Here is a 22,736-nt window from a genome sequence, read left to right as displayed (position 1 = left end):
AAAGATCCCGCCACACTTTGGAGTTCACCGCATGTTCGATCTCTCGAATCTCAAAATCGGCGCCCGTCTGGGACTGGGGTTTGCGCTGTTGCTGTTGCTTCAGCTCGTCATTACCGGCATCGGCCTGCACGAGATGGCGAACCTGTCGGACCGCATCGCCTTTGCGACCGAGGTGGGCGCGCGCAAGCTGGACCAGCTGAACAACGTGCAGTCGGCCATCGGCAAGCGCGCCATTGCGGCGCGCAACCTGGCGCTGGTGGAAGGCGCGGCCGCGCAGAAGGGCGACATCGAACTCGTCGGGACCTCGCAGCGCGAGATCGACAGCGGGCTGCAGAGCCTTGCGACGGTCATGGCCGACCCGGCCTCCGCGAGCGCCGAGGAGCGCAAGATGCTGGAGAAGCTGCGCACGCTCGAGGCGCAGTACCTGCCCATCGCCAAGAACGTCGTGGCGCTGGCCACGTCGCACCAGACCGAGGCAGCCGTGAAGGTGCTGACGCAGGAATGCATGCCGCTGCTGAACCAGGTGCTGGCGCACGTGTCGGCCTTCCAGGAGCTGCTGAGGAAAAGCGCCGATGAAAGCTCGGCGTCGGCCCAGGCTGCCTATCAGCGTGCCAAGTGGATCATCCTGTCGATCTGTTGTGCGTCGCTGCTCGGTGGACTGCTGCTGGCGTTTCGCATGACGCGCTCGATCACCCGCCCGCTCGGGCAGGCGGTGACGGTGGCGCAGCAGGTGGCGTCGGGCGACCTGACGGCGCGCATCGAAGTGGCCGACACCTCGGAGTCGGGCATGCTGATGCGGGCGCTGCGTGCCATGAACGACGAACTGGCCAAGGTGGTAGGGCAGGTGCGCGAGGGCACCGATTCGATTGCCAGCGCATCGAGCCAGATCGCCTCGGGCAACCGCGACCTGTCGTCGCGCACCGAGGCGCAGGCCAGCTCGCTGGAGGAGACGGCGGCGTCGATGCAGGAGCTGACCTCCACCGTCAAGCAGAACGCCGACAACGCGCGGCTGGCCAACCAGCTGGCCGACTCGGCCTCGCAGGTGGCCTCGCGCGGCGGCGCGGTGGTCGACCAGGTGGTGGAGAAGATGGCGTCCATCAACGCGTCGTCGCGCAAGGTGGTGGAGATCATCGGCGTGATCGACGGCATTTCGTTCCAGACCAACATCCTCGCGCTGAACGCGGCGGTGGAGGCAGCACGCGCGGGCGAGCAGGGACGGGGCTTCGCGGTGGTCGCGTCGGAGGTGCGCAACCTGGCGCAGCGCTCGGCGGCGGCCGCCAAGGAGATCAAGACGCTGATCGGCGACTCGGTGGTCGAGGTCGATGCGGGCAGCACGCTGGTCAACGAGGCCGGAAAGACCATGGAAGAGATCATGGGCAGCGTGCGCCGGGTGACGGACATCATGGCCGAGATCACCGCGGCCAGCCAGGAGCAGTCGGCCGGCATCGAGCAGGTCAACGACGCCATCAAGCAGATGGACCGCACCACGCAGCAGAACGCGGCGCTGGTGGAGCAGGCCTCAGCCGCCGCGCAGTCGATGAACGATCAGGCGGCGGGGCTGGTGCATGCGGTACGCATGTTCAAGCTGGCCTGAACGGCGCCGGGCCTGAAGAGGCGGCCGCTCAGTTCTTCGAGCGCCACTGCTCGCGCCAGAGCTTGTCGAGCTGGGGGGCGAGCGCGGCGGGCGGCGTGCCCACCAACTGGTTCTTGCCGTTGCGCTGCACCAGGCCGTAGATGTGGCCCGAGCCCTGGTCGTACAGCGCGATCGCGTTGTTGTCGAAGCAGTCGTGCGGCTTGCAGAAGGCATGCAGCAGGTAGCGCGTGCCATCGACCGTGACCCATTGCGGCTCGGGCGCCGGGCCTTCGCGGCGCACCAGCCAGCGGTCGTTTTCGCGTGTGCCCAGCGCTGCGCGCCAGGCTTTCTGCATGGCCGGGCCTTGCGCCAGCGCGGCGGGGCTGCCCGTGGGCGGTGGCGGCAGCTTGGCGGCCGGCGGCTCGACGGGGGGCGTTGCGGCGCGGGCGGCGCCATCGCAATGCCAGTAGCGCTGCTTCATCAGCTCGGGGCCCAGTTGGCCGGCAACCGGCTTGTCGGCGTCGAGCGTGATGGACTGCCCGCGTGCCTCGCGGAAGACCAGGAAGTTCATCGCGCCGGCCTTGCCGACCTTGCCCATCAGCGCCAGGTCGAAGTTTTCCGGTGGCTTGCTGTTGCCGAAGAAGCTGTGTGCCGTCAGCGGCGCGTTGCCGACCACGCGGCGCTTGCCGCTTTCTGCAATCAGCATGTCCTGGCGCACCTGCAGCGTGGGCGCGCCCGCATCGGCGCAGGCGGTCGACCAGCGGCCGCCGTAGAGCGCCATGGCATCGGGCGGCAGGCCGGCACCCTGCGACCAGGCGGCGGCGGGAAGGGCGGCCACGGTGGCAAGCAGGGCTGAGGCAAGAAGGGCGCGGTGAATCTTCGGGATCGTCATTCGTTCGTTGTCGTGTCAGGCCGTTTTCGGCGCAGGAGTCTTGGGTTTGTAGTCGCAGAAGGCGGCGACCGCGCATTCCCAGCAGCGCGGCTTGCGTGCCACGCAGATGTAGCGCCCATGCAGGATCAGCCAGTGGTGCGCGTGCAGCCGGTACTCGGGTGGGACGCGCTTCTCGAGCTTGAGTTCCACCTCCAGCGGCGTCTTGCCCGGCGCCAGCCCGGTGCGGTTGCCCATGCGAAAGATGTGCGTGTCGACCGCGATGGTCGCCTCGCCGAAGGCCACGTTGAGCACCACGTTGGCGGTCTTTCGGCCGACACCAGGCAGCGCCTCGAGTTCGGCGCGCGTCCTCGGTACTTCGCCGCCGTGCTGCTCGACCAGGATGCGGGAGGTCTCGATCAGGTGCTTGGCCTTGCTGCGGTACAGCCCGATGGTCTTGATGTATTCCTCGAGCCCTTCCACGCCCAGGTCGTAGATTGCCTGCGGCGTGTTGGCCACCGGAAACAGCTTGCGGGTGGCCTTGTTGACGCCCACGTCGGTGGCCTGGGCCGAGAGCAGCACGGCGGCCAGCAGCTCGAAGGGCGTGCTGTATTCGAGTTCGGTCTCGGGCGTGGGGTTGGCCGCCTGCAGGACGGCGAAGAAGGGGGCGATGTTGTCTTTTTTCATGGGGCTCGGTAGGGCGCGGCACCCGCCTGCCGCGCGCAGGAAGGCTGTCGTAGCGCAATATATCGTTGAAAGCCGATAGCCTTACGCAGCTTTATTGCCTGCGGCTTTCGCGACAATGACGCCCAGAAAGTGAGACTGACCATGCAATTCGCCTCCCGCCTCGACAACGTCGAAACCTCCGCCATCCGCGAACTCTTCAAGCTGTTGGGCAAGCCCGGCATCATCAGTTTCGCGGGCGGTTTCCCGGACAGCGCCATGTTCGACGTCGAGGGTCTCAAGGAGGCGAGCCAGAAGGCGCTGGCCGAAGAGCCCGGCGCGGCCCTGCAATACGGCGCCACCGAAGGCTACGAGCCGCTGCGCACGCAGCTCAGTTCTTTCATGAAGACCAAGGGCGTCGACGTGGACCCGAGCGGCCTGATCGTCACCACCGGCAGCCAGCAGGCGCTCGACCTGCTGGGCAAGACCATGATCTCGCCCGGCGACAAGGTGATCGTCGAAGGCCCGACCTTCCTGGCCACCATCCAGTGCTTTCGCCTGTATGGCGCGCAGCTCATCAGCGCGCCCATCGACGCCAACGGCGTGAAGACCGACGAGCTCGAAAAGCTCATCGCCGAGCACAAGCCCAAGTTCGTCTACCTGATCCCGACCTTCGGCAACCCCAGCGGCGCCATGCTGAGCCTGGAGCGCCGCAAGAAGGTGCTGGAGCTGGCCGTGAAGTACCAGACGCTGATCGTGGAAGACGACCCGTACGGCGACCTCTACTTTGGCGAAGCCCCGCCGCCGTCGATCATGTCCCTCAGCAAGGACGTGCCCGGCAGCCGCGAACTGCTGGCGCACTGCGGCAGCCTGAGCAAGGTGCTCAGCCCCGGCCTGCGCATCGGCTGGATGATCGCGCCGCCCGAACTGCTCGCGAAGGCCACCATGTGCAAGCAGTTCAGCGATGCCCACACGAGCACCTTCTCGCAGGCCACGGCCGCGCAGTACCTCAAGAGCGGCCGCATGCCCGCCACGCTGGCGCATGTGCGCGAGGTGTACGGCCAGCGTGCGCAGGCCATGGGCGCAGCGCTCAAGCGCGAGCTGGGCGAAGCCGTGAGCTTCACGCAGCCCAATGGCGGTTTGTTCTTCTGGGCGCGCCTGACGGGCGCCAACGGCAAGCTGGCCGATGCCAATGAACTGGCCAAGCGCGCCATCGAAAAGCTGGTGGCCTTCGTGCCCGGCGCGCCGTTCTTTGCCGAGAACCCCGATGTGGCGACGCTGCGCCTGAGCTTTGCAACGGCCGACGTCGCGAAGATCGAAGAAGGCGTGAAGCGCCTCGGTCAGGCGCTGTAAAGCCTCAGGGCGGGTTCAGGGCGAGCGGTGCAGGCGGGGCGCCGCCAGCAGGTCGAGGTTGTCCGCAATGGCCGCATCCACGTTCGGATAGCGGCCTTTCATTTTCGAGAGCGTCATGATCGTCTGCAGCGCCTTCAGGTCCTTGACCGAGGGCGCCACCTTGATCTGCGCGATGGCCGCGGGCGCGTTGCCGCCGTTCACCAATGCCATCACCTTGCTTGCCCAGTCGTTTGCGCGCGCCATGTCTTCACCTGCTTTCAATTGAACCGCCGACTGTACACAGCGCGGCGCGTTACGATCACCTATGAGAAAAACCTTTCAGCTCCAGGTCGAGGGCAAGCACCCCGACCGGCTTCTCGAAGCCATCAAACACGAGATCCGCAAGTACATCAAGCGCGAACGCCGGCGCGTTCTGCCCGAAGGCGCCGACTTCTGGGACTTCGATTGCAAGTTCGGCGCAGCCGAAGAATCCGCCCAGGTCGTGCACCTTTCCGCCATCACCGGCCTGATCGACGGTGTGGTCAAGGAAGCCGGCAAGCAGTTCTACGTCGAGGTCGTGGCCAAGCCCGGCAAGCGCACGCCCCGCCCGGCTGGGCAAGGGGCGCAAGAAGAGCCGTCCGAAGAAGACTGACCCGTCAGACCCACAGCGCGCGGGCCAGCGCCAGCCCGTGGCGCTGTTCCGCCTCCTGCAGCGAACGCGCAATCGACGGGTGCAGCCGCACCCCGTTCTTCGATTGCCCCTCCCGACGCTTCAAACCGCCTTCACCCGGCAGCCGGACCGGCTTCGCAGGGTCGATGGGCGTGTTGCTCCGGCACTGGGCCGCCACGTGGTCCATCTGGCGCAGGAAGGCTTCTTTTCCACCGAATGCGTGCAGGTCGTGCAGCGTGATGTGCACGGTGGCGCCCCAGCCTTCGGGCGGGTCCGCGCGGCCGAAGCCGGCCAGGCCGCCGGTCAGTGTTTCGACCAGCAGCGCCATCCCGTAGCCCTTGTGCCCGTGGCTCAGGCCGCCGACCGGCAGCAGCGTGCCGGGCGGTTGGTCGAACAGGACCTGCGGGTTGTTCGACGGCTTGCCGGTGGCGTCGATGAGCCATTCTTCGGCAAAGGTCTCGCCGGCTGCCCGCTTGCGGTTGCTCATGCCGTTGGTCGTGATCGAGGCCGAAATGTCGACCATCACGCCGCCTGTCGAGAGCGGAAAGCCCATCGCCAGCGGATTCGGCGTGAACACCGCCTGCGTGCCGCCGAAGGGCGCGACGCTGGCCGTGTTCGGGTCGGAGCAGGCCAGCAGCATCAGCATGTCTTCCTGCAGCGCACGCAGCATGTAGACCGCGAGGCAGGCGATGTGGTGGCTGCGGCGAATGACCAGCGAGGCGGTGCCGAGTTCGCGCGCTCGCGGAATCAGCAGGTCCATGCCCTGGTCCATGAGCCAGGGGCCGGGCAGGCGCTTGCCGTCCCACAGCACGGCGGCGGGGCGGTCCGACAGGACCTCGGGGGCGCCGTCGCGGGCCATGCCGCCCGATTCGATCTCCTTCACATAGCCGGCCAGCAGCGCCAGACCGTGCGTGTCGTGGCCCAGCAGGTCGCCTTCGACCAGCGTGCGCGCGACGCTATCGGCCATCGCTGCGGCGAGCCCGGCTTTCTGCAGCAGGGCGCTGGCGTAGTCCTGGAGCGCGTCGGCGCGGTAGAGCAGCGGGGCGGTGGTGTCTGCGGGTGTGGTCATTTGACGATGTCCAGCAGGCGATCGAGCCCGCCTTCGTTGATGGCCACCATGGCCTGTTCGCGCACCTTCGGCTTGGCGTGATAGGCCACCGAAAGGCCCGCTTCGCCCATCATCGGCAGGTCGTTGGCGCCATCGCCCACTGCGATGGTCTCCTGCGGCGAAATGCCCATCAGTGAAGCGATCTCGAGCAGCGTGCGGCGCTTTTCTGCGCCGTCGCAGATGTCGCCCCAGCTTTGCGTGACGACCTGTCCGGTGAGGTGGCCGTCGGCTTCGTCGAGCAGGTTGGAGCGCGCGAAGTCGATGCCCAGCCGCTCCTTCACGCGGTTCGCGAAGAAGGTGAAGCCACCCGACACCAGCAGCACCTTGAGGCCGGCCTTCTTGCAGGCGGCGACCAGCTCGGTCGCGCCCGGGTTGAGCTGCAGCCTCTCGTCGTACACCTGCTGCAGCGCCGCGACGGGCACGCCCTTGAGCAGCGCCACGCGGCGGCGCAGGCTTTCCTTGAAGTCCTTGATCTCGCCGCGCATCGTGGCTTCGGTGATCGCGGCCACTTCGGCCTTCTTGCCGACGGCATCGGCGATCTCGTCGATGCATTCGATGTTGATCAGCGTCGAGTCCATGTCGAACGCGATCAGCTTGAAGTCGGCCAGCACCAGCGGCGGCTTCACGCGCTGGATGACGAGGCCGGGGGAGATTTCTTGAGTTGCGCTCAGGGGGCTCATGCGGGGGCAGGTTCCTTGACGAGGGGTTGACCGAGGCTGCGCAGCACATCGCGCACCATCTGCGCACGCTCCTTCGGCTCTTTCAGTTCGCGCTCGATGCGCAGCTTTTCGTTGCCGGCGAGCTTGATGTGCTTGTTCTTCTGGATCAGCTGGATGATGGCCATCGAATCGACCGGCGGATCTTTCTTGAAGGTGATGTTGATGATGCCCGGCGCCGCATCGACCTTGACCACGCCATACGGCCGTGCCAGCACGCGCAGCCGGTGCGTGTCGATCAGCGTCTGCGCCTGCGGCGGCAGCTTGCCGAAGCGGTCGACGATCTCTTCGAGCAGCGTGTCGATCTGGTCGGGCGTCTTCGCGGTGGCCAGCTTCTTGTAGAACGACAGCCGCAGGTGCACGTCGCCGCAGTAGTCGTCGGGCAGCAGGGCGGGGGCGTGCAGGTTGATCTCGGTCGTGACCGACAGCGGCGACAGCAGATCGGGCTCCTGCCCGGCCTTGAGCGCTCGCACGGCCTCGCTCAGCATCTCGTTGTAGAGCTGAAAGCCGATCTCCATCATGTTGCCGCTCTGGTTCTCGCCGAGCACTTCGCCCGTGCCGCGGATTTCCAGGTCGTGCATCGCGAGGTAGAAGCCGGAGCCCAGCTCTTCCATCTGCTGGATGGCGTCGAGCCGCTGGGCCGCCTGCTTGGTCAGGCCTTCGGTGTCCGGCACCATCAGGTACGCATAGGCTTGGTGGTGCGAGCGCCCGACGCGGCCACGCAACTGGTGCAACTGCGCCAGGCCGAACTTGTCGGCGCGGCTCATCACGATGGTGTTGGCGGTCGGCACGTCGATGCCGGTCTCGATGATGGTCGAGCACAGCAGCAGGTTGTAGCGCTGGGCCACGAAGTCGCGCATGACGCGCTCCAGCTCGCGCTCGGGCATCTGGCCGTGGGCCACGGCGATGCGGGCCTCGGGAAGAATCTCTTCGAGCTTCTGGCGCCGGTTCTCGATGGTCTCGACCTCGTTGTGCAGAAAGTAGACCTGCCCACCGCGCTTCAGCTCGCGCAGCACGGCTTCGCGGATCACGCCCGTGCCTTCGTTGCGCACGAAGGTTTTGATGGCAAGACGTCGCTGCGGTGCGGTGGCGATCACGCTCAGGTCGCGCAGGCCTTCGAGCGCCATGCCCAGCGTGCGCGGAATCGGCGTGGCGGTGAGCGTGAGCACGTCGACCTCGGCGCGCATCGCCTTCATCGCCTCTTTGTGGCGCACGCCGAAGCGATGCTCTTCGTCGATGATGAGCAGGCCCAGGTTCTTGAACTTGACCGACTGCGAGAGCAGCTTGTGCGTGCCGACCACGATGTCGACCTGGCCTTCGGCCAGCCCCTTGGCGGCGGCGGTGATCTCCTTGGCCGAGCGGAAGCGGCTCATTTCGGCCACCTTCACCGGCCACTTGGCGAAGCGGTCGACCAGCGTCTGGTAATGCTGTTCGGCCAGCAGCGTGGTCGGCGCAAGAAAGGCGACCTGCTTGCCGCCGGTGACGGCGATGAAGGCCGCGCGCAGCGCCACTTCGGTCTTGCCGAAGCCCACGTCGCCACACACAAGGCGGTCCATCGGCTGCGGCGAGATCATGTCCTGCACCACGGCGTGGATCGCGGCCTTCTGGTCGGCCGTTTCCTGGAAGCCGAAGTCGTTGGCGAACACTTCGTAGTCGGCTGGCGAGTAGCGGAAGGCGTGGCCTTCGCGCGCGGCGCGGCGGGCGTAGATGTTGAGCAACTCGGCGGCGGAGTCGCGCACCTGTTCGGCGGCCTTGCGCTTGGCCTTTTCCCATTGGCCGGAGCCCAGCTTGTGCAGCGGGGCCTCGTCGGCGCTGACGCCGGTGTAGCGGCTGATCTGGTGCAGTTGCGACACGGGCACGTACAGCGTGGCCTTGTCGGCGTACTCCAGGTGCAGCATTTCCTGCAGCAGCGGCTTGCCGTCGGGGCCGTTGCCCTGGCCCAGGTCCATGTGGATCAGGCCCCGGTAGCGGCCGATGCCGTGCGCGGTGTGGACCACCGGGTCGCCGACGTTCAGCTCCGACAGGTCCTTGATGAGCGCCTCGACGTCGCTGACCTGTTCCTGCTTCTTGTTGCGACGGCGGGTGGTCGGCGCGGTGGCGAACAGCTCGGTCTCGGTGACGAGGTCGATGCCTTGTTCGCGCCACGCAAAGCCCGAGGCCAGCGCGGCGGTGGCGATGCCGATCTTTTCGTCGGGCGAGGCCTCGAACTCGGCCAGCGAATCGAAGGCCGGCGGGCTCACGCCGCTGGCGCGCAAGAAGTCGAGCAGGCTCTCGCGGCGGCCGTCGCTTTCGGCGATCAGCAGCACGCGATGCGGCGTGCTGGCGATGTGTGCCTTCAGGCCGACCAGTGGATCTTCGGCACCGCGCACCACGGCGAACGGCGGGAGCTTGTCGAACTCGGCGTAGGGTGTTTCGATGGCGTCGCCGCCGCCTGCCTGGCCGCGAATCGCGAGCTGGGCGTGCGGCTTGGCGCGCTGGTAGAACTGCTCGGCGTTCAGGAACAGCGCTTCGGGCGGCAGCGCCGGGCGCTCGGGGTCGCCCTGTACCAGCCGGTAGCGCTCGTTCGTGTCTTGCCAGAAATGCTGGAACGCCGGTTCGAGGTCGCCATGCAGCACCACGGTGGCGTCGGGGCCCAGGTAGTCGAACACCGTAGCCGTCTCGTCGAAGAACAGCGGCAGGTAGTACTCGATGCCGGCGGTGGCCACGCCGTTGCCCATGTCCTTGTAGATGCGGCTCTTGGTCGGATCGCCCTCGAGCAGTTCACGCCACCGGCTGCGAAAGCGCCCGCGGGCGTCGTCGTCCATCGGGAATTCGCGGCCGGGCAGCAGGCGCACTTCGGGCACCGGGTACAGGCTGCGCTGGGTGTCGGGGTCGAAGGTGCGGATGGTGTCGATCTCGTCGTCGAACAGGTCGACGCGGAAGGGCACCGGCGAACCCATGGGGAACAGGTCGATCAGCCCGCCGCGCACCGCGTATTCGCCGGGGCTCACCACCTGCGTCACGTGGCTGTAGCCGGCCAGCGTGAGTTGGGCCTTGAGCTTGGACTCTTCCAGCTTCTGCTTGGCCTTGAAGTGGAAGGTGTAGCCCGCCAGGAACGCTGGCGGCGCGAGCCGGTAGAGCGCGGTGGTGGCGGGCACCAGCACAACATCGGCTTCTTTCTGGCTGATGCGCCAGAGCGTGGCGAGCCGTTCGCTGATCAGGTCCTGGTGCGGCGAGAAGCTGTCGTAGGGCAGCGTCTCCCAGTCGGGGAAGAGGGCGCAGCGCAGCTCGGGCGCAAAGAAGGCGATCTCGTCGATGAGCCGCTGCGCGTCGTTGGCGTCGGCCGTGAACATCGCGGTGGCGCGGCCCGCGGTTTTCTCGCGCATGCCCAGCTGCGCGAGCAAGAGGGCATCGGCCGACAACGGGGGACGCGGCAGCGTGAAACGCTTGCCTGCCGTGAGATGGGGGAGGTCCATGGAGCGGTTCGAAAAATGCACAACACCCCGCGCCGGCTGGCGAGGGGTGTGCGAAGGGCAATTCTAGAATGGCGGCCCTTTATCCGCTTGTCGGCCATCGGCCCGTACAGGAGCTCATGTCTTCTTCCCGACTTTTCGTGCTGATTCCCTGCGCCGGCTCCGGCCACCGCGCGGGACATGCCCAGTCCACGCAGCCCAAGCAATACCGGCGCCTGGCCGGCCAGCCGATGGTGGCCCACACGCTGGAGGCCTTTCGTGCACTGGCGGGCCGTTTTGCGGGGCTGGCGCTGGTGGTGTCGCCGGACGACCGCGATGTCGACGCCGTGCTGCCACGCTTTCCGGCCCAGGGCGAGCACCTGCTGCGCGTGGGCGGCCTGACCCGCGCCGCCACGGTGCGCAATGGCCTGCTGGCGCTGCGGCAGAAGGGCGCCGGCGCGCACGACTGGGTGCTGGTGCACGACGCGGCACGCTGCCTCGTCACCTCGAGCCAGATCGAGGCGCTGATCGCCGCCTGCGAACATGACGCCGTGGGCGGGCTGCTGGCCCACCGGCTGGCCGACACGCTGAAGGCATCGACCACCGAAAGCCGCGTGGCCCAGACCCTGCCGCGCGCCGACAAGTGGCTGGCGCAGACGCCGCAGATGTTCCGCCTGGGCATGCTGCTCGATGCGCTGGAGCGCGTGGGCGACACCGTGACCGACGAGGCCAGCGCGATCGAGGCCATCGGACTGTCGCCGCTGCTGGTGCCGGGCAGCGCGCAGAACTTCAAGGTCACGTTTCCCGAAGACTTCGTACTGGCCGAGGCGGTTCTGCTCGGCCGCAAGAAAGCCATGGCATGACGACTCCGTTCAACATCCGCGTCGGCGAAGGCTGGGACGTTCACCAGCTCGTCGAAGGGCGCAAGCTGATCCTGGGCGGCGTCGAAGTGCCGCACGTCACGGGCCTGCTCGGGCATTCGGACGCCGACGTGCTGCTGCATGCGATCACCGATGCGTTGCTCGGCGGTGCCGGGCTGGGCGACATCGGCCGGCATTTTCCCGACACCGATCCGCAGTTTCGCGGTGCCGATTCGGCGGTGCTGCTGGCCGAGGCGGCGCGCCGCGTGCGGGCGGCGGGCTGGGAGATCGGCAACGTCGACAGCACCGTGATTGCACAGGCGCCCAAGCTGGCGCCGCACATTCCGGCCATGTGCCAGCGCATCGCCGGCACGCTGGGCCTTGCGGTCGATCAGGTGAACGTGAAGGCCAAGACGGCCGAGAAGCTCGGCCCGGTGGGCGAGGGCCGCGCGATGGAAGCACGCGCGGCCGTCTTGCTGCACCGCTGAAGCCAGCCCCTGCGGCCCTGGTGGCAGGGCGGCAGCAGGAGCTTCTTCAGATCTTCTTGCCCGGTGGCAGCTCGCCCGGTTTGGGCGCCGGTTTGCCTTCGGGCATGGCGCGCGGCATCCGGATGTGCGCGGCAAGGCCGCGCCCCGGCGTGCTGGTCAGCGCGAAGGTGCCGCCCATGCGCTCGATGTTCTTCGCCACGATCGACAGGCCCAGGCCGGCCCCTGCCGCCGAAGTGCGCGCCGCGTCGCCGCGGAAGAAGGGCTTGGTCAGCTGTGAGAGCAGGGCGGGCTCGACGCCCGCGCCGTGGTCGCGCACCTTGATCAGCACCGCATCGTTGTTGGCTTGCGCCTGGATTGTGACGTCGGCCACGCCGGTGGACGGCGTCTTGCCGTAGCGCCGCGCGTTCTCGACCAGGTTGGAGATCACGCGCGTGAGCTCGACCTCGTCGCCCAGCACCCGCAGGTCGGCGGGCACGTCGACGGTGATGTTCATCTCTTCGTAGTCCTGCACCGCGTAGGTGCAGGCATCGACCACGTCGCGCAGCAGCACAGGGCGCGGATCGACATGGTCGGGGCGGGCGTAGTCGAGGAACTTGTCGATGATCGCGTCGAGCTGCGCGATGTCGGCGGCCATGTGGTCGCGCGCGTCTTCGTCGGCCACGCTCATCTCGGTTTCGAGCCGCAGCCGCGCCAGTGGCGTGCGCAGGTCGTGCGAGATGCCGGCCAGCATGATGGCGCGGTCTTGCTCGATCTTGGCGAGCTGGTCCGCCATGCGGTTGAAGCCGATGTTGACCGCGCGGATCTCGTTGGTGCGGGCGCGCTCGTCGAGCCGGTGCGCCTCGTACTCGCCTTCGCGCACCTGCATCGTCGCGCGCGACAACTGCTTGAGCGGCAGGTTGATGAGCCGCGTGATCAGCGCCGCACCGGCCAGCGACAGCGCCATGGCCGTGCTGAGCCACACCAGCCACGTGCGTCCGCCCACGCGGCTGAAGCGCGTGGGGTCGAGCAGCAGCCAGTAGGTGTCGCTCTCGATGGTGAAGCCGATCCACAGGCCCGCTTCGTCGTTCACGCGGCTGGCGACCGTGGTGCCTTCGCCGAGCTGGTCGATCAGCTCTTCGGTCACGCGCAGGTCGAGCGCGCCGCTGGTGTAGGGCTGGAAACGGTCATTGGGCTCGCGCGGCAGGATGCGCACGCCTTCCTGGTCGGCCAGCGTCTTGATGAGCGACACCCGGGTGATGGCGTCCGAATACACCAGCGCCGCGCGCGTGAGGTTCACGAGCGAGGCGATCTGGTGCGCGGTCTGGATGGCGCGTGGCTCGTATTCGAGCGAGCGGAAGGTCTGCAGCCACGCGACCGTGCAACCGATCAGCAGCAGTGCGAGCAGAAAGAAAGTGCGCCAGAAAAGGCTGAAGCCCAGCTTGAGGCCGGGGCGGCGGTCGCGCGTGCCACTGCCCTCGAGAGGGCTGGGCATCGTGACCTGCGCACCGTCTTCCTGCGCATGGCCGGGTCTGGCGGATTGGCCGATGGCCACCTTTCAGCGGGGCGTCAGGCCGTGCCGTCCGGCACGAACACGTAGCCCACACCCCAGACGGTCTGGATGTAGCGTGGCGCCGCGGCGTCGGACTCGACCAGCTTGCGCAGGCGCGAGATCTGCACGTCCAGGCTGCGGTCGAAGGGCTCGAACTCGCGGCCGCGCGCCAGCTGGGCGAGCTTTTCGCGCGAGAGCGGTTGACGCGGATGGCGCACCAGCGCCTTCAGCATCGCGAACTCGCCGGTGGTCAGCGAGAGCTCTTCGCCATCCTTCTTCAGGGTGCGCGAGCCGAGGTCGAAGGCGAACGGGCCGAAGGTGACGGTCTCGTTCTCGGTGGAGGGGGCGCCCGGCGCTTCGAGCGGCGGACGGCGGCGCAGCACGGCGTGCACGCGGGCCAGCAGTTCGCGCGGGTTGAACGGTTTGCCCAGGTAGTCGTCGGCGCCGACTTCGAGACCGACGATGCGGTCCACGTCTTCGCCCTTGGCGGTGAGCATGATGATCGGCGTGCGGTCGTTGGCGGCACGCAGGCGGCGGCAGACCGAGAGGCCGTCTTCGCCGGGCATCATCAGGTCGAGCACGATCAGGTCGACCGTGTCGCGCAACAGGATGCGGTTGAGCGCCTTGCCGTCTTCGGCCACGATCACTTCAAAACCTTCCTGCGTCAGGTAGCGGCGCAGGAGGTCGCGGATACGGGCGTCGTCGTCGACGATCACGATCTTGTCGGTGCGAGCGGGAACTTGAGTCATTTCTACAACGTTGAATTTGTAACAGGGCCGATTCTGAAGGCGTTAAGGCTTCGTTGAGCCAGATTTACTTATGGTTTGACACTAAGTTACAAAACTTGCGGACGCTCGCGGTCTGGTCATCCGATGTTCTTCCAGCAGTGGCAAAGTCGTCGCTCCCCAGTGACTTTGCTCAATGAGACTACCTTTCTCCGCCTTGCCGTTCATCCTTGTTTTCGCCTGCGGTCCGACGCTGGCGGCTTCCGGTGATTTCTTAAGGATCGGCGAGGTGCGCCGCAGCGAAGTGCGCGATGCGGTGGCCGCCCACCGTGCGGCGCAACGCGAGGAGATTCGCCGCGAAGAGGCCATTGCGGGCCGCCGGCTCACGGCCGCCGAGCTGTTCGAGCTGCGCCAGCAGGTGCGGGGGCAGTGGACGCCGCCCGCAACGGGAACCTTGTTGAACTCGGCAGAATCACAGCCTGCCGAGCGGATCGCGCCGACACCACCGACCGCGGCCCGCCCGCTGATCGCACCGCGCGGCCAACGCCCATGAGGCGCTGGCGCGGGGTTTGTCTTTCATTCCAACAAAGGGAGTACATCGTCTTGAAGAACACCATCAAATTGCTCGCCGCCTGTGCCGCCCTGGCCGTGGCCGGTACCGCCCTGGCCCAGAACGTGACCACGCCCGCGCCGCAGAACGTGCTGCAGCTCACGGCCTCCGGCACGGTCGAGGTGCAGCAGGACATGCTGAGCATGACGCTCGTGACCACGCGCGATGCCGCCGATGCAGCCACTGTGCAGACGCAGTTGAAGGCCGCGCTCGACGCCGCGCTCACCGAAGCCAAGAAGAACGCGCAGCCGGGCCAGCTCGACGTGCGCACTGGCAACTTCAGCCTGTCGCCGCGCTACTCGAAGGACGGAAAGATCAACGGCTGGCAGGGTTCGACCGAACTGGTGCTGGAGGGCCGCGACTTCCCGCGCATCACGCAGACCGCGGGCCGCATCACGACGCTCGGCGTGGGCAATGTGGGCTTTGGTCTGAGCCGCGAGCAGCGTGCCAAGACCGAGACCGAGGCGCAGAACATCGCCATCGAGAACTTCAAGCAGAAGGCGGCCGAGCTGGCCAAGGGCTTCGGCTTCGGTGGCTACACGCTGCGCGAGGTGTCGGTGAATGCCAACGACAGCGGCCCGATCCACCCGCGCATGATGGCGATGCAGGCCAAGTCGTTCTCGGCCGATTCGGCTGTGCCAGTCGAAGCCGGCAAGACCAATGTGGTCGTGAGCGTGTCGGGCTCGGTGCAGCTCAAGTAAATGGCGAGCAGGCGGCGCCGGCGGATGCGGGCGCTGCCGGGCTGCTCTCACGGTGGCTTGTGCCACCTCGCCGCCTCAGGGGATGGAAGGTGGTGGATTTCACGCCGCGCCTTGGCGTGAAATCGGGCAGTCTCTTTTCTTCTTTTCTATTGGGCGGTCCACCCGCCGTCCATGGCCCAGGCGACGCCCCGCACCTGATCGGCCGCCGGCGAGCACAGGAAGACGGCAAGGCCGCCCAACTGCTCGACGGTCGTGAACTGCAGCGAAGGCTGCTTTTCTCCCAGCAGTTCGTTCTGGGCCTGCGCCGCGGTGATGCCTTCGCGTGCCGCGCGGTCATCGATCTGCTTTTGCACCAGCTGCGTCAACACCCAGCCAGGGCAGATGGCGTTGACGGTGACGCCGGTGGTTGCGGTTTCGAGCGCCACCGACTTGGTCAGGCCGACGATGCCGTGCTTGGCCGCCACGTAGGCCGACTTCTGTGCCGATGCCACGAGACCGTGCGCCGACGCGATGTTGATGACGCGGCCCCAGTTGGCTTCGCGCATCGCTGGAATCGCCAGCCGCGTCGTATGGAATGCGCTCGTGAGGTTGATGGCGATGATGGCGTCCCAGCGTTCGGTGGGAAAGTCCTCGACCTTGGCGACATGCTGGATGCCGGCGTTGTTCACGAGGATGTCCACGCGGCCGAACTTCGACGCGGCGAACTTCATCATGTCTTCGATCTGGTCGGGCTTGCTCATGTCGGCGCCGTGGTACTCGGCGCGAACACCGAGCGCTTCGATCTGGGCCTTGGGTGTTTCGGCATCGCCGAAACCGTTGAGCACGATATGCGCGCCTTGCTGGGCGAGCGACTTGGCGATGGCCAGGCCAATGCCACTGGTGGACCCCGTGACAAGCGCGGTTTTGCCTTTGAGCATGAAGATCAATCTCCGGATGAATTAGGATGCGACGAACCCATTATCCGCACCAGGACCCCACTGTTTTCATGACTGAACCGACGCTTCATTACGTGGCGTGCGACGACGCCCAGGGCGGCCATCGCATGGCCTATTGGCAATGGGGCGATGCACGCAGCGCGCGCGTCGTGATCTGCGTGCACGGGTTGACCCGCCAGGGGCGCGACTTCGACATGCTGGCCCAGGCCATCGTGGCGCGCGCGGGTGGCAACGTGCGCGTGATCTGCCCTGATGTGGTGGGGCGTGGCCGCAGCGATTGGCTGCGCGACCCGGCCTTCTATCAAGTCCCGGTGTATGCGGCCGACATGGTGGCGTTGATTGCACAGCTGCAGCGCGAACAGGCGATCGATACCCTCGACTACCTCGGTACCAGCATGGGCGGCCTGATCGGCTTCGTGCTGGCGGGCCACAAGGAATTGCCATTGGCGCGGCCGATCCGGCGCTTCATCGCGAACGACGTGGGCCCCACGATCGAACCCGCAGCCGTGCAACGCATCGGTGCCTACGTGGGGCAAAGCGGTCGCTTTGCCAGCGTGCAGGCGGCTGCAGATGCGATGTGGGCATTGTCGACCACGTTCGGCCCGCACACGCCCGCTCAATGGCTGGCACTGTCGCAACACATGGTGGTGCCTGCATCGCAGCGCACGGCGGATGGCGCGGCCAAGATCGATGCGGGTGACGACAAAGCTTCCGAATCGTGGGTGCTTCATTACGACCCTGCCATTGGCGTTGCGTTGCGCGCCATCACGCCTGAAGCCGCGGCGCAAGGCGGCGCGATCATGTGGGGTCTGTATGACGCCATCGACGCACGCACGCTGCTGCTGCGCGGCGCTGTCTCGGACCTGCTGTCGCGCGAGACGGCGTTGGCCATGACCCAACGCGGCCCGCATGCAAAGCTGGTCGAATTCGACGGCGTAGGCCACGCGCCGACCCTTGTCGATCCTGCGCAGATCGCTGTCGTCACCGACTTTCTCTTCGATTGAGTGGAAGCGTGAAGCGCGAGTCTTCGAATCTTCAGACGGCACCCATGTCCGAGGGGATCATGGTCGACTATCCGTTGTCCGCCGCAACGGCCGACCGCACGCCCGTGATCGAGAACATGCTCGCGCGCGCCCGTGCGTTCGCCGAGCCGCTGATTGCCGATGAGAAGCTCGATACGGGCGAGAACACGCTCGCACATGCGGATGCGGTGGCCGCCATCGTCGCGAAGATGGGAGGCTCGGAAGCCATGCAGGCGGCGAGCTATCTGGTCTATGCCTGCCAGCACCTGAACCGTCCGCAGGAAGTCATCGCCAAGGTCTTCGGCGACAACTTCGCGGCGCTCGCCGTCGAAACCACCAAGCTGGTTCGCGTGCAGGAGCAGGCGCGTGCGGCGTCGCAGGGCAATCACCTGGAAGGCGCGGGCGCGCAGACCGAGAACGTGCGCAAGATGCTGCTCGCGTTCTCGCGCGACCTGCGGGTGGTGATGCTCCGGCTGGCCTCGCGCCTGCAGACCCTGCGCCATGCCGCCGCGAGCAAGCAGCCCGCGCCCGAGAGTGTGGCGCGCGAGTCGCTGCAGGTGTTCGCGCCGCTCGCGAACCGGCTGGGCATCTGGCAGGTGAAGTGGGAGATCGAGGATCTTTCCTTCCGCTTTCTCGAACCCGAAACCTACAAGCTGATCGCGCGGCTGCTCGACGAGAAGCGCATCGAGCGCGAAGGCCACGTCGAGCAACTGCGTTCGCAACTGGAACGCGAGCTGCAGGCCGAGGGTGTGCATGCCGTCGTGCAGGGGCGCCCCAAGAATATCTACAGCATCGTCAAGAAGATGCGCGGCAAGTCGCTCGACTTCGCGCAGGTGTTCGACATCCTCGCGCTGCGCGTGGTGGTGTCCGACGTCAAGGATTGCTATGCGGCGCTGGCCTGGGTGCATTCGCACTTCCAGCCGATCGACGAGGAGTTCGACGACTACATCGCCCGGCCGAAGCCGAACGGCTACCAGTCGCTCCATACGGTGGTGCGGGAGCTGGTCGATGGCAAGCCGGGCAAGCCCATCGAGATCCAGATCCGCACTGAAGAGATGCACGACCACGCCGAGCACGGCGTGGCCGCGCACTGGGCTTACAAGGAAGCTGGCCACAAGGGCTATGCGGGCGTCTGGGCGAGCGGCGAGTACGACGCGAAGATCGCGGTGCTGCGCCAACTGCTGGCATGGGAGCGCGATCTGTCGGGCGGCCTGCAGGGGCAGGGCCTGTTCGACGACCGCATCTATGTGCTGACGCCCGATGCCGCGATCGTCGAATTGCCGCAGGGCGCGACGCCAGTCGACTTTGCCTACACGGTGCACACCACGCTGGGCCATCGTTGCCGTGGCGCGCGTGTCGACGGCGCGATGGTGCCGCTCAATACGCCGCTGTCGAATGGGCAGACGGTCGAGATCATCGCGGCCAAGGAAGGCGGGCCTTCGCGCGATTGGCTCAATGCGGAACTGGGCTACTTGGCCAGCCACCGTGCGCGCGCGAAGGTGCGTGCGTGGTTCAACGCGCAGATCACGCACGAGACCGTGGCGCGCGGACGCGAGGCGGTCGAGAAGCTGCTGCAGCGCGAAGGCAAGACGGCGATGCGGCTCGAAGACCTGGCTTCGCAGCTTGGGTTCAAGTCGGCAGACCATCTGTTTGAAGTCGTCGGCAAGGACGAGTTTTCGCTGCGCAACATCGAGACGCTGCTGCGTCCGCCGGAGCCAGCGCCTGGCCCCGACGATGGCGTGCTGATCAAGAAGGCGCGCGGCAGCGAGAAGTCGGGCACGGGCGGCGTGCTGGTGGTGGGCGTGTCTTCATTGATGACGCAACTTGCCAAGTGCTGCAAGCCCGCGCCGCCCGATGCCATTCGTGGCTTCGTCACCCGTGGGCATGGCGTCAGCGTTCATCGCGCCGACTGCAGCAACTTCCGCACGATGGCTGGCCGCGATGGCGAGCGCGTGATCGATGTCGAATGGGGCGCAGCAAAGAAGGGCGCCGAGGCGCCGGTCTACGCGGTGGATGTGGCTGTGGAGGCTGCAGATCGCCAAGGCCTGCTGCGCGACATCTCCGATGTGTTCGCGCGCGAGAAGATGAATGTGATCGGCGTGCAAACGCAATCGATCAAGGGCACGGCGTGGATGACGTTCACTGTGGAAATCGCCGATGCAGCGCGGCTCACGCAGGTGCTTGGCGTGGTCACTGCAGTGATTGGTGTGCGATCTGCACGTCGTCGCTGAAAACTGCGTTTTCTCCTGCTACAATAGCTGCTTCTCGGACACATCCTTAGGCGCGTAGCTCAGCTGGTTAGAGCACCACCTTGACATGGTGGGGGTCGTTGGTTCGAGTCCAATCGCGCCTACCAATTTCTGTTTCAACCCCGGCCAACCACCGGACCCGTTGAACAGAGCATGCACCGGGTTCCCCGGTGTTCAAATCGTCCCTTGTGGTGATGCAGAAAAAGACCTTGGCCATGTTGTTGTGCTACCTTGGTCGTTCTGCAAATCCTCTCCAATTTTCTTGATAAGCGATTCGATGAATACGCGATCGACGCTGGTTGATCGGGCTCATGCCGACAAGCGCCTGGCGGCACTGCTGAAGCAGGCCCCGATCGAGTTTGCGCGTGCGGTCTACGGCATCAACGACCATGCGAGTGGCCGTACCGACACCATGGCTGCGCGCGAAGTGGCGCGCGCCCAGCGGCAGGGCATGCCGTTGACCGAAGAGCGCGCCGAGCAGCGCGCTCGCGCCTATCTTCCGACGCTGGGGCAGGAGCACTGCCCGCGCTGCTGGGTGGTCTACGGGCAGAAAAACCCTCTGCGTTTTCGAGAGGCGGTCGAGGAGCGCCCCGAGTCGGCTGCTTGCCACGCCTGCGGCGCCGAGTACGCGACCTCGCCGGACTGAGCGAAAGTGCAGGCCGCGGTCAGGGTAAACCTTGTCGCGATGCAGCAAAAGCGCTCTCTAGAATCATCCGATGACATGGGCGTCCATGTGAAGGAGTCCGCAGTGCAGAGCAAGAAGTCCGGGGTCAAGCCGGTACAGCGTGTGATCAAGAAGTACCCCAACCGAAGGCTCTACGACACCGAGACATCCACGTACATCACGCTGACCGAGGTCAAGCAACTGGTGATTCAAAGCGCCCAGTTCGTGGTGCGCGACGCCAAGACGGGCGATGACCTCACGCGCAGCATCCTGCTGCAGATCATTCTTGAAGAAGAGGCGGGCGGCGCGCCGATGTTCACCGAACAGGTGCTGGCGCACATCATCCGTTTCTATGGGCAGGCCATGCAGGGCTACATGGGGCCGTACCTCGAGAAGAACATTCAGGCGATGACCGAGGTGCAGGCCCAGCTCGCCGACAAGGCCGAGGGCCTGACGCCCGAGATGTGGTCGAAATTTATGACCATGCAGTCGCCGATGCTCCAGGGCCTGATGGGCAACTATGTCGAGCAATCGAAGAATGTCTTTTTGCAGATGCAGGAGCAGATGCAGAAAAATACCGAGCAGGTGCTGGGAGCCTTTGGCATCAAGCGTCCCTGAATGTCGCCCAGTTGTGCGAGGGTGGCCGCGCCGCAGCCGGGGGAGGGGGATGCTCAATCATTGCCCGGCTGTCACCGATAGCTGGGACAATAGAGGCATATGAGCGAAGTTGCCTCCCCCGAACGTACGACCCAGTCGACTGCCCCCAAGGTCGGCTTTGTGAGCCTGGGCTGCCCCAAGGCCCTGACCGATTCCGAATTGATCCTGACCCAGCTGAGCGCCGAGGGTTATCAGACCGCAAAGACTTTCGAAGGTGCCGATCTGGTGATCGTCAACACCTGCGGCTTCATCGATGACGCGGTGAAAGAAAGTCTGGACACCATCGGCGAAGCACTGGCCGAGAACGGCCGAGTGATCGTCACCGGCTGCCTGGGCGCCAAGACCGGCGACCAGGGTGGCAATCTGGTGCGCCAGATGCACCCCAGTGTGCTGGCCGTCACGGGCCCGCACGCCACGCAAGAGGTGATGGATGCGGTGCACGCCAACCTGCCCAAGCCGCACGATCCATTCATCGATCTGGTGCCGAACACTTTCGGCATCGCCGGCCTCAAGCTGACACCGCGCCACTATGCGTACCTGAAGATCAGCGAAGGCTGCAACCATCGCTGCACCTTCTGCATCATTCCTTCGATGCGCGGCGACCTCGTGTCGCGGCCGGTCGGCGACGTGCTTGGCGAGGCCAAGGCGCTGTTCGAAGGCGGTGTGAAAGAGCTGCTGGTGATCAGCCAGGACACCTCGGCGTATGGCGTCGATGTGAAGTACCGCACCGGGTTCTGGGATGGCAAGCCGGTCAAGACCCGCATGCTCGAACTGGTGCGCACGCTCGGTGAGATCGCCGAGCCCTATGGTGCCTGGGTTCGTTTGCACTATGTGTACCCGTATCCGAGCGTCGACGAGATCATTCCGTTGATGGCGAGCGGTCAGGTGCTGCCGTACCTCGACGTACCGTTGCAGCACAGCCATCCTGATGTGCTCAAGCGCATGAAGCGCCCGGCCAGTGGTGAAAAGAACCTGGAGCGGCTGGCGCGTTGGCGCGAGGTGTGCCCTGAGCTTGTGATTCGCAGCACCTTCATTGCCGGCTTCCCTGGCGAGACGGAGCAGGAGTTCGAGCATTTGCTCGACTTCATCCGCGAAGCGCAGATCGATCGCGCGGGCTGCTTTGCCTACAGCCCGGTCGAAGGTGCAACCGCCAACGACATTCCCGGCATGCTGCCTGAGGCCGAGCGCGAGGCGCGCCGTGCCCGCTTCATGGAGGTGGCCGAAGCCGTGTCGATCGCCAAGCTGCAAAAGCGCATCGGCTCGACGATGCAGGTGCTGGTTGATTCAGCGCCGGGCATGGGCCGCAAGGGTGGAGTGGGGCGCACATATGCAGATGCACCGGAGATCGACGGCACGGTTCGCCTGTTGCCGCCCGAGAAGATCAGCAAGACGCTGAAGGTCGGCGAGTTCACTCGTGCACGCATCGTGGGCGCCGAAGGCCATGACCTGATCGCATTGCCCGTTTGATGTTTCTGATTCAAGCGGACAAGAAAAAAGCCACCGGAGACCGGTGGCTTGAATCGAATGACCTGGTAAGGGTCTGTTTGAATCCGTTGTGATTGACTCGAACCTCCACGATGTTACTCGCTAGTACCTGAAACTAGTGCGTCTACCAATTCCGCCATCTGGGCTATTTTTGCTCTTCAGCAAAGTCCACGATTATACACATTTTTGCGTGGTCGCTTTGTCGATTCGCTGAAATTCGGTGGATTCGCTCGTTCGCGCATGTGCGGCGGCGAGGGTTGCGGCTCGACCGCGTCGGCCGTTTGATGCGGATTCAAGCGGCCATGAAAAAAGCCACCGGAGACCGGTGGCTTGAATCGAATGACCTGGTAAAGGTCTGTTTAAACTTGGTGCCCAGAAGAGGACTCGAACCTCCACGATGTTACTCGCTAGTACCTGAAACTAGTGCGTCTACCAATTCCGCCATCTGGGC

Annotated in this window: 21 protein-coding genes and 2 tRNA genes; 13 read left to right on the top strand and 10 right to left on the bottom strand. The window is 65.8% G+C overall.

Annotated elements, in window-relative coordinates; translation table 11 throughout:
- Positions 1-31 precede the first annotated feature (31 nt).
- The gene (locus BLQ28_RS33450; protein ID WP_093241243.1) at positions 32-1,594 is read left to right on the top strand and encodes a methyl-accepting chemotaxis protein; all 1,563 of its coding nucleotides are present in this window, start codon (positions 32-34) and stop codon (positions 1,592-1,594) included.
- A gap of 28 nt (positions 1,595-1,622) precedes the next feature.
- Here BLQ28_RS33450 and BLQ28_RS16330 read toward each other — a convergent pair whose 3' ends face one another.
- Positions 1,623-2,465, bottom strand: a complete 843-nt coding sequence (locus BLQ28_RS16330) for an Ivy family c-type lysozyme inhibitor (protein WP_093241240.1) — start codon at positions 2,463-2,465, stop codon at positions 1,623-1,625.
- A gap of 15 nt (positions 2,466-2,480) precedes the next feature.
- A complete protein-coding gene (gene nth, locus BLQ28_RS16325; RefSeq protein ID WP_093241237.1) occupies positions 2,481-3,128 on the bottom strand; it encodes an endonuclease III in 648 nt (215 codons plus the stop codon).
- A gap of 141 nt (positions 3,129-3,269) precedes the next feature.
- Here nth and BLQ28_RS16320 point away from each other — a divergent pair, with 141 nt between their 5' ends.
- Complete coding sequence (locus BLQ28_RS16320; RefSeq protein ID WP_093241235.1) at positions 3,270-4,457, top strand: aminotransferase-like domain-containing protein; 1,188 nt, start codon at positions 3,270-3,272, stop codon at positions 4,455-4,457.
- Positions 4,458-4,472: 15 nt separating this feature from the next.
- On the opposite strand, the gene BLQ28_RS16315 is transcribed toward BLQ28_RS16320, so the two are convergent.
- On the bottom strand, positions 4,473-4,700 hold the full coding sequence (locus BLQ28_RS16315; RefSeq protein WP_093241232.1) for a hypothetical protein: 228 nt from the start codon (positions 4,698-4,700) through the stop codon (positions 4,473-4,475).
- A 61-nt stretch (positions 4,701-4,761) separates the two neighbouring features.
- Here BLQ28_RS16315 and BLQ28_RS16310 point away from each other — a divergent pair, with 61 nt between their 5' ends.
- Positions 4,762-5,088 (top strand): DUF6172 family protein, encoded by a 327-nt coding sequence (locus BLQ28_RS16310; protein WP_093241230.1) that lies wholly within the window; start codon positions 4,762-4,764, stop codon positions 5,086-5,088.
- A gap of 4 nt (positions 5,089-5,092) precedes the next feature.
- Here BLQ28_RS16310 and BLQ28_RS16305 read toward each other — a convergent pair whose 3' ends face one another.
- From BLQ28_RS16305 to mfd, 3 genes are read right to left on the bottom strand one after another with little or no spacing between them, the layout of a single operon-like run.
- Positions 5,093-6,175 (bottom strand): Ldh family oxidoreductase, encoded by a 1,083-nt coding sequence (locus BLQ28_RS16305; protein ID WP_093241227.1) that lies wholly within the window; start codon positions 6,173-6,175, stop codon positions 5,093-5,095.
- Positions 6,172-6,885: a phosphoserine phosphatase SerB gene (gene serB, locus BLQ28_RS16300; RefSeq protein WP_093241763.1), complete on the bottom strand. Its 714-nt coding sequence runs from the start codon at positions 6,883-6,885 to the stop codon at positions 6,172-6,174. The genes BLQ28_RS16305 and serB overlap by 4 nt, the downstream gene beginning before the upstream one ends.
- Before the next feature lie 5 nt (positions 6,886-6,890).
- Complete coding sequence (gene mfd / locus BLQ28_RS16295; protein WP_093241224.1) at positions 6,891-10,385, bottom strand: transcription-repair coupling factor; 3,495 nt, start codon at positions 10,383-10,385, stop codon at positions 6,891-6,893.
- 116 nt (positions 10,386-10,501) lie between these two features.
- Here mfd and ispD point away from each other — a divergent pair, with 116 nt between their 5' ends.
- Both ispD and ispF read left to right on the top strand, forming a co-directional pair.
- Positions 10,502-11,224 (top strand): 2-C-methyl-D-erythritol 4-phosphate cytidylyltransferase, encoded by a 723-nt coding sequence (gene ispD / locus BLQ28_RS16290; protein ID WP_093241221.1) that lies wholly within the window; start codon positions 10,502-10,504, stop codon positions 11,222-11,224.
- Positions 11,221-11,709: a 2-C-methyl-D-erythritol 2,4-cyclodiphosphate synthase gene (ispF, locus tag BLQ28_RS16285; RefSeq protein ID WP_093241218.1), complete on the top strand. Its 489-nt coding sequence runs from the start codon at positions 11,221-11,223 to the stop codon at positions 11,707-11,709. The genes ispD and ispF overlap by 4 nt, the downstream gene beginning before the upstream one ends.
- Before the next feature lie 46 nt (positions 11,710-11,755).
- Here the strand turns inward: ispF and BLQ28_RS16280 are convergent, their stop codons facing one another.
- Both BLQ28_RS16280 and ompR read right to left on the bottom strand, forming a co-directional pair.
- On the bottom strand, positions 11,756-13,180 hold the full coding sequence (locus BLQ28_RS16280; RefSeq protein WP_093241760.1) for a sensor histidine kinase: 1,425 nt from the start codon (positions 13,178-13,180) through the stop codon (positions 11,756-11,758).
- Positions 13,181-13,254: 74 nt separating this feature from the next.
- Positions 13,255-13,986: an osmolarity response regulator transcription factor OmpR gene (ompR, locus tag BLQ28_RS16275; RefSeq protein WP_007837017.1), complete on the bottom strand. Its 732-nt coding sequence runs from the start codon at positions 13,984-13,986 to the stop codon at positions 13,255-13,257.
- A gap of 193 nt (positions 13,987-14,179) precedes the next feature.
- Here ompR and BLQ28_RS16270 point away from each other — a divergent pair, with 193 nt between their 5' ends.
- Both BLQ28_RS16270 and BLQ28_RS16265 read left to right on the top strand, forming a co-directional pair.
- Entirely contained in the window at positions 14,180-14,515 is a 336-nt protein-coding gene (locus BLQ28_RS16270; protein WP_256327323.1) for a hypothetical protein, read from the top strand.
- Between the two features lie 50 nt (positions 14,516-14,565).
- Positions 14,566-15,273, top strand: a complete 708-nt coding sequence (locus BLQ28_RS16265; protein WP_093241212.1) for an SIMPL domain-containing protein — start codon at positions 14,566-14,568, stop codon at positions 15,271-15,273.
- Between the two features lie 146 nt (positions 15,274-15,419).
- Here BLQ28_RS16265 and BLQ28_RS16260 read toward each other — a convergent pair whose 3' ends face one another.
- The gene (locus tag BLQ28_RS16260) at positions 15,420-16,190 is read right to left on the bottom strand and encodes a 3-hydroxybutyrate dehydrogenase (RefSeq protein ID WP_093241758.1); all 771 of its coding nucleotides are present in this window, start codon (positions 16,188-16,190) and stop codon (positions 15,420-15,422) included.
- A gap of 26 nt (positions 16,191-16,216) precedes the next feature.
- Between BLQ28_RS16260 and BLQ28_RS16255 the strand changes: the two genes are divergently transcribed.
- From BLQ28_RS16255 to rimO, 6 genes are all read left to right on the top strand, one after another.
- On the top strand, positions 16,217-17,212 hold the full coding sequence (locus tag BLQ28_RS16255) for an alpha/beta fold hydrolase (protein ID WP_093241209.1): 996 nt from the start codon (positions 16,217-16,219) through the stop codon (positions 17,210-17,212).
- A gap of 44 nt (positions 17,213-17,256) precedes the next feature.
- The gene (locus BLQ28_RS16250) at positions 17,257-19,461 is read left to right on the top strand and encodes a RelA/SpoT family protein (RefSeq protein WP_371126674.1); all 2,205 of its coding nucleotides are present in this window, start codon (positions 17,257-17,259) and stop codon (positions 19,459-19,461) included.
- 48 nt (positions 19,462-19,509) lie between these two features.
- A tRNA-Val gene (locus BLQ28_RS16245) sits at positions 19,510-19,586 on the top strand.
- 170 nt (positions 19,587-19,756) lie between these two features.
- Positions 19,757-20,125: a hypothetical protein gene (locus BLQ28_RS16240; protein ID WP_093241203.1), complete on the top strand. Its 369-nt coding sequence runs from the start codon at positions 19,757-19,759 to the stop codon at positions 20,123-20,125.
- Positions 20,126-20,200: 75 nt separating this feature from the next.
- The gene (gene phaR / locus BLQ28_RS16235) at positions 20,201-20,761 is read left to right on the top strand and encodes a polyhydroxyalkanoate synthesis repressor PhaR (RefSeq protein WP_093241199.1); all 561 of its coding nucleotides are present in this window, start codon (positions 20,201-20,203) and stop codon (positions 20,759-20,761) included.
- Positions 20,762-20,860: 99 nt separating this feature from the next.
- Positions 20,861-22,267: a 30S ribosomal protein S12 methylthiotransferase RimO gene (gene rimO, locus BLQ28_RS16230; protein ID WP_093241196.1), complete on the top strand. Its 1,407-nt coding sequence runs from the start codon at positions 20,861-20,863 to the stop codon at positions 22,265-22,267.
- A gap of 384 nt (positions 22,268-22,651) precedes the next feature.
- On the opposite strand, the gene BLQ28_RS16225 is transcribed toward rimO, so the two are convergent.
- Positions 22,652-22,736: transfer RNA gene (locus BLQ28_RS16225), tRNA-Leu, on the bottom strand.

It is taken from the genome of Variovorax sp. EL159 (genome assembly GCF_900100965.1).
Taxonomy (GTDB): domain Bacteria; phylum Pseudomonadota; class Gammaproteobacteria; order Burkholderiales; family Burkholderiaceae_C; genus Variovorax.
The sequence above is the reverse complement of the archived record's forward strand: the minus strand, read 5'-3'. Positions and strand labels throughout refer to the sequence as shown.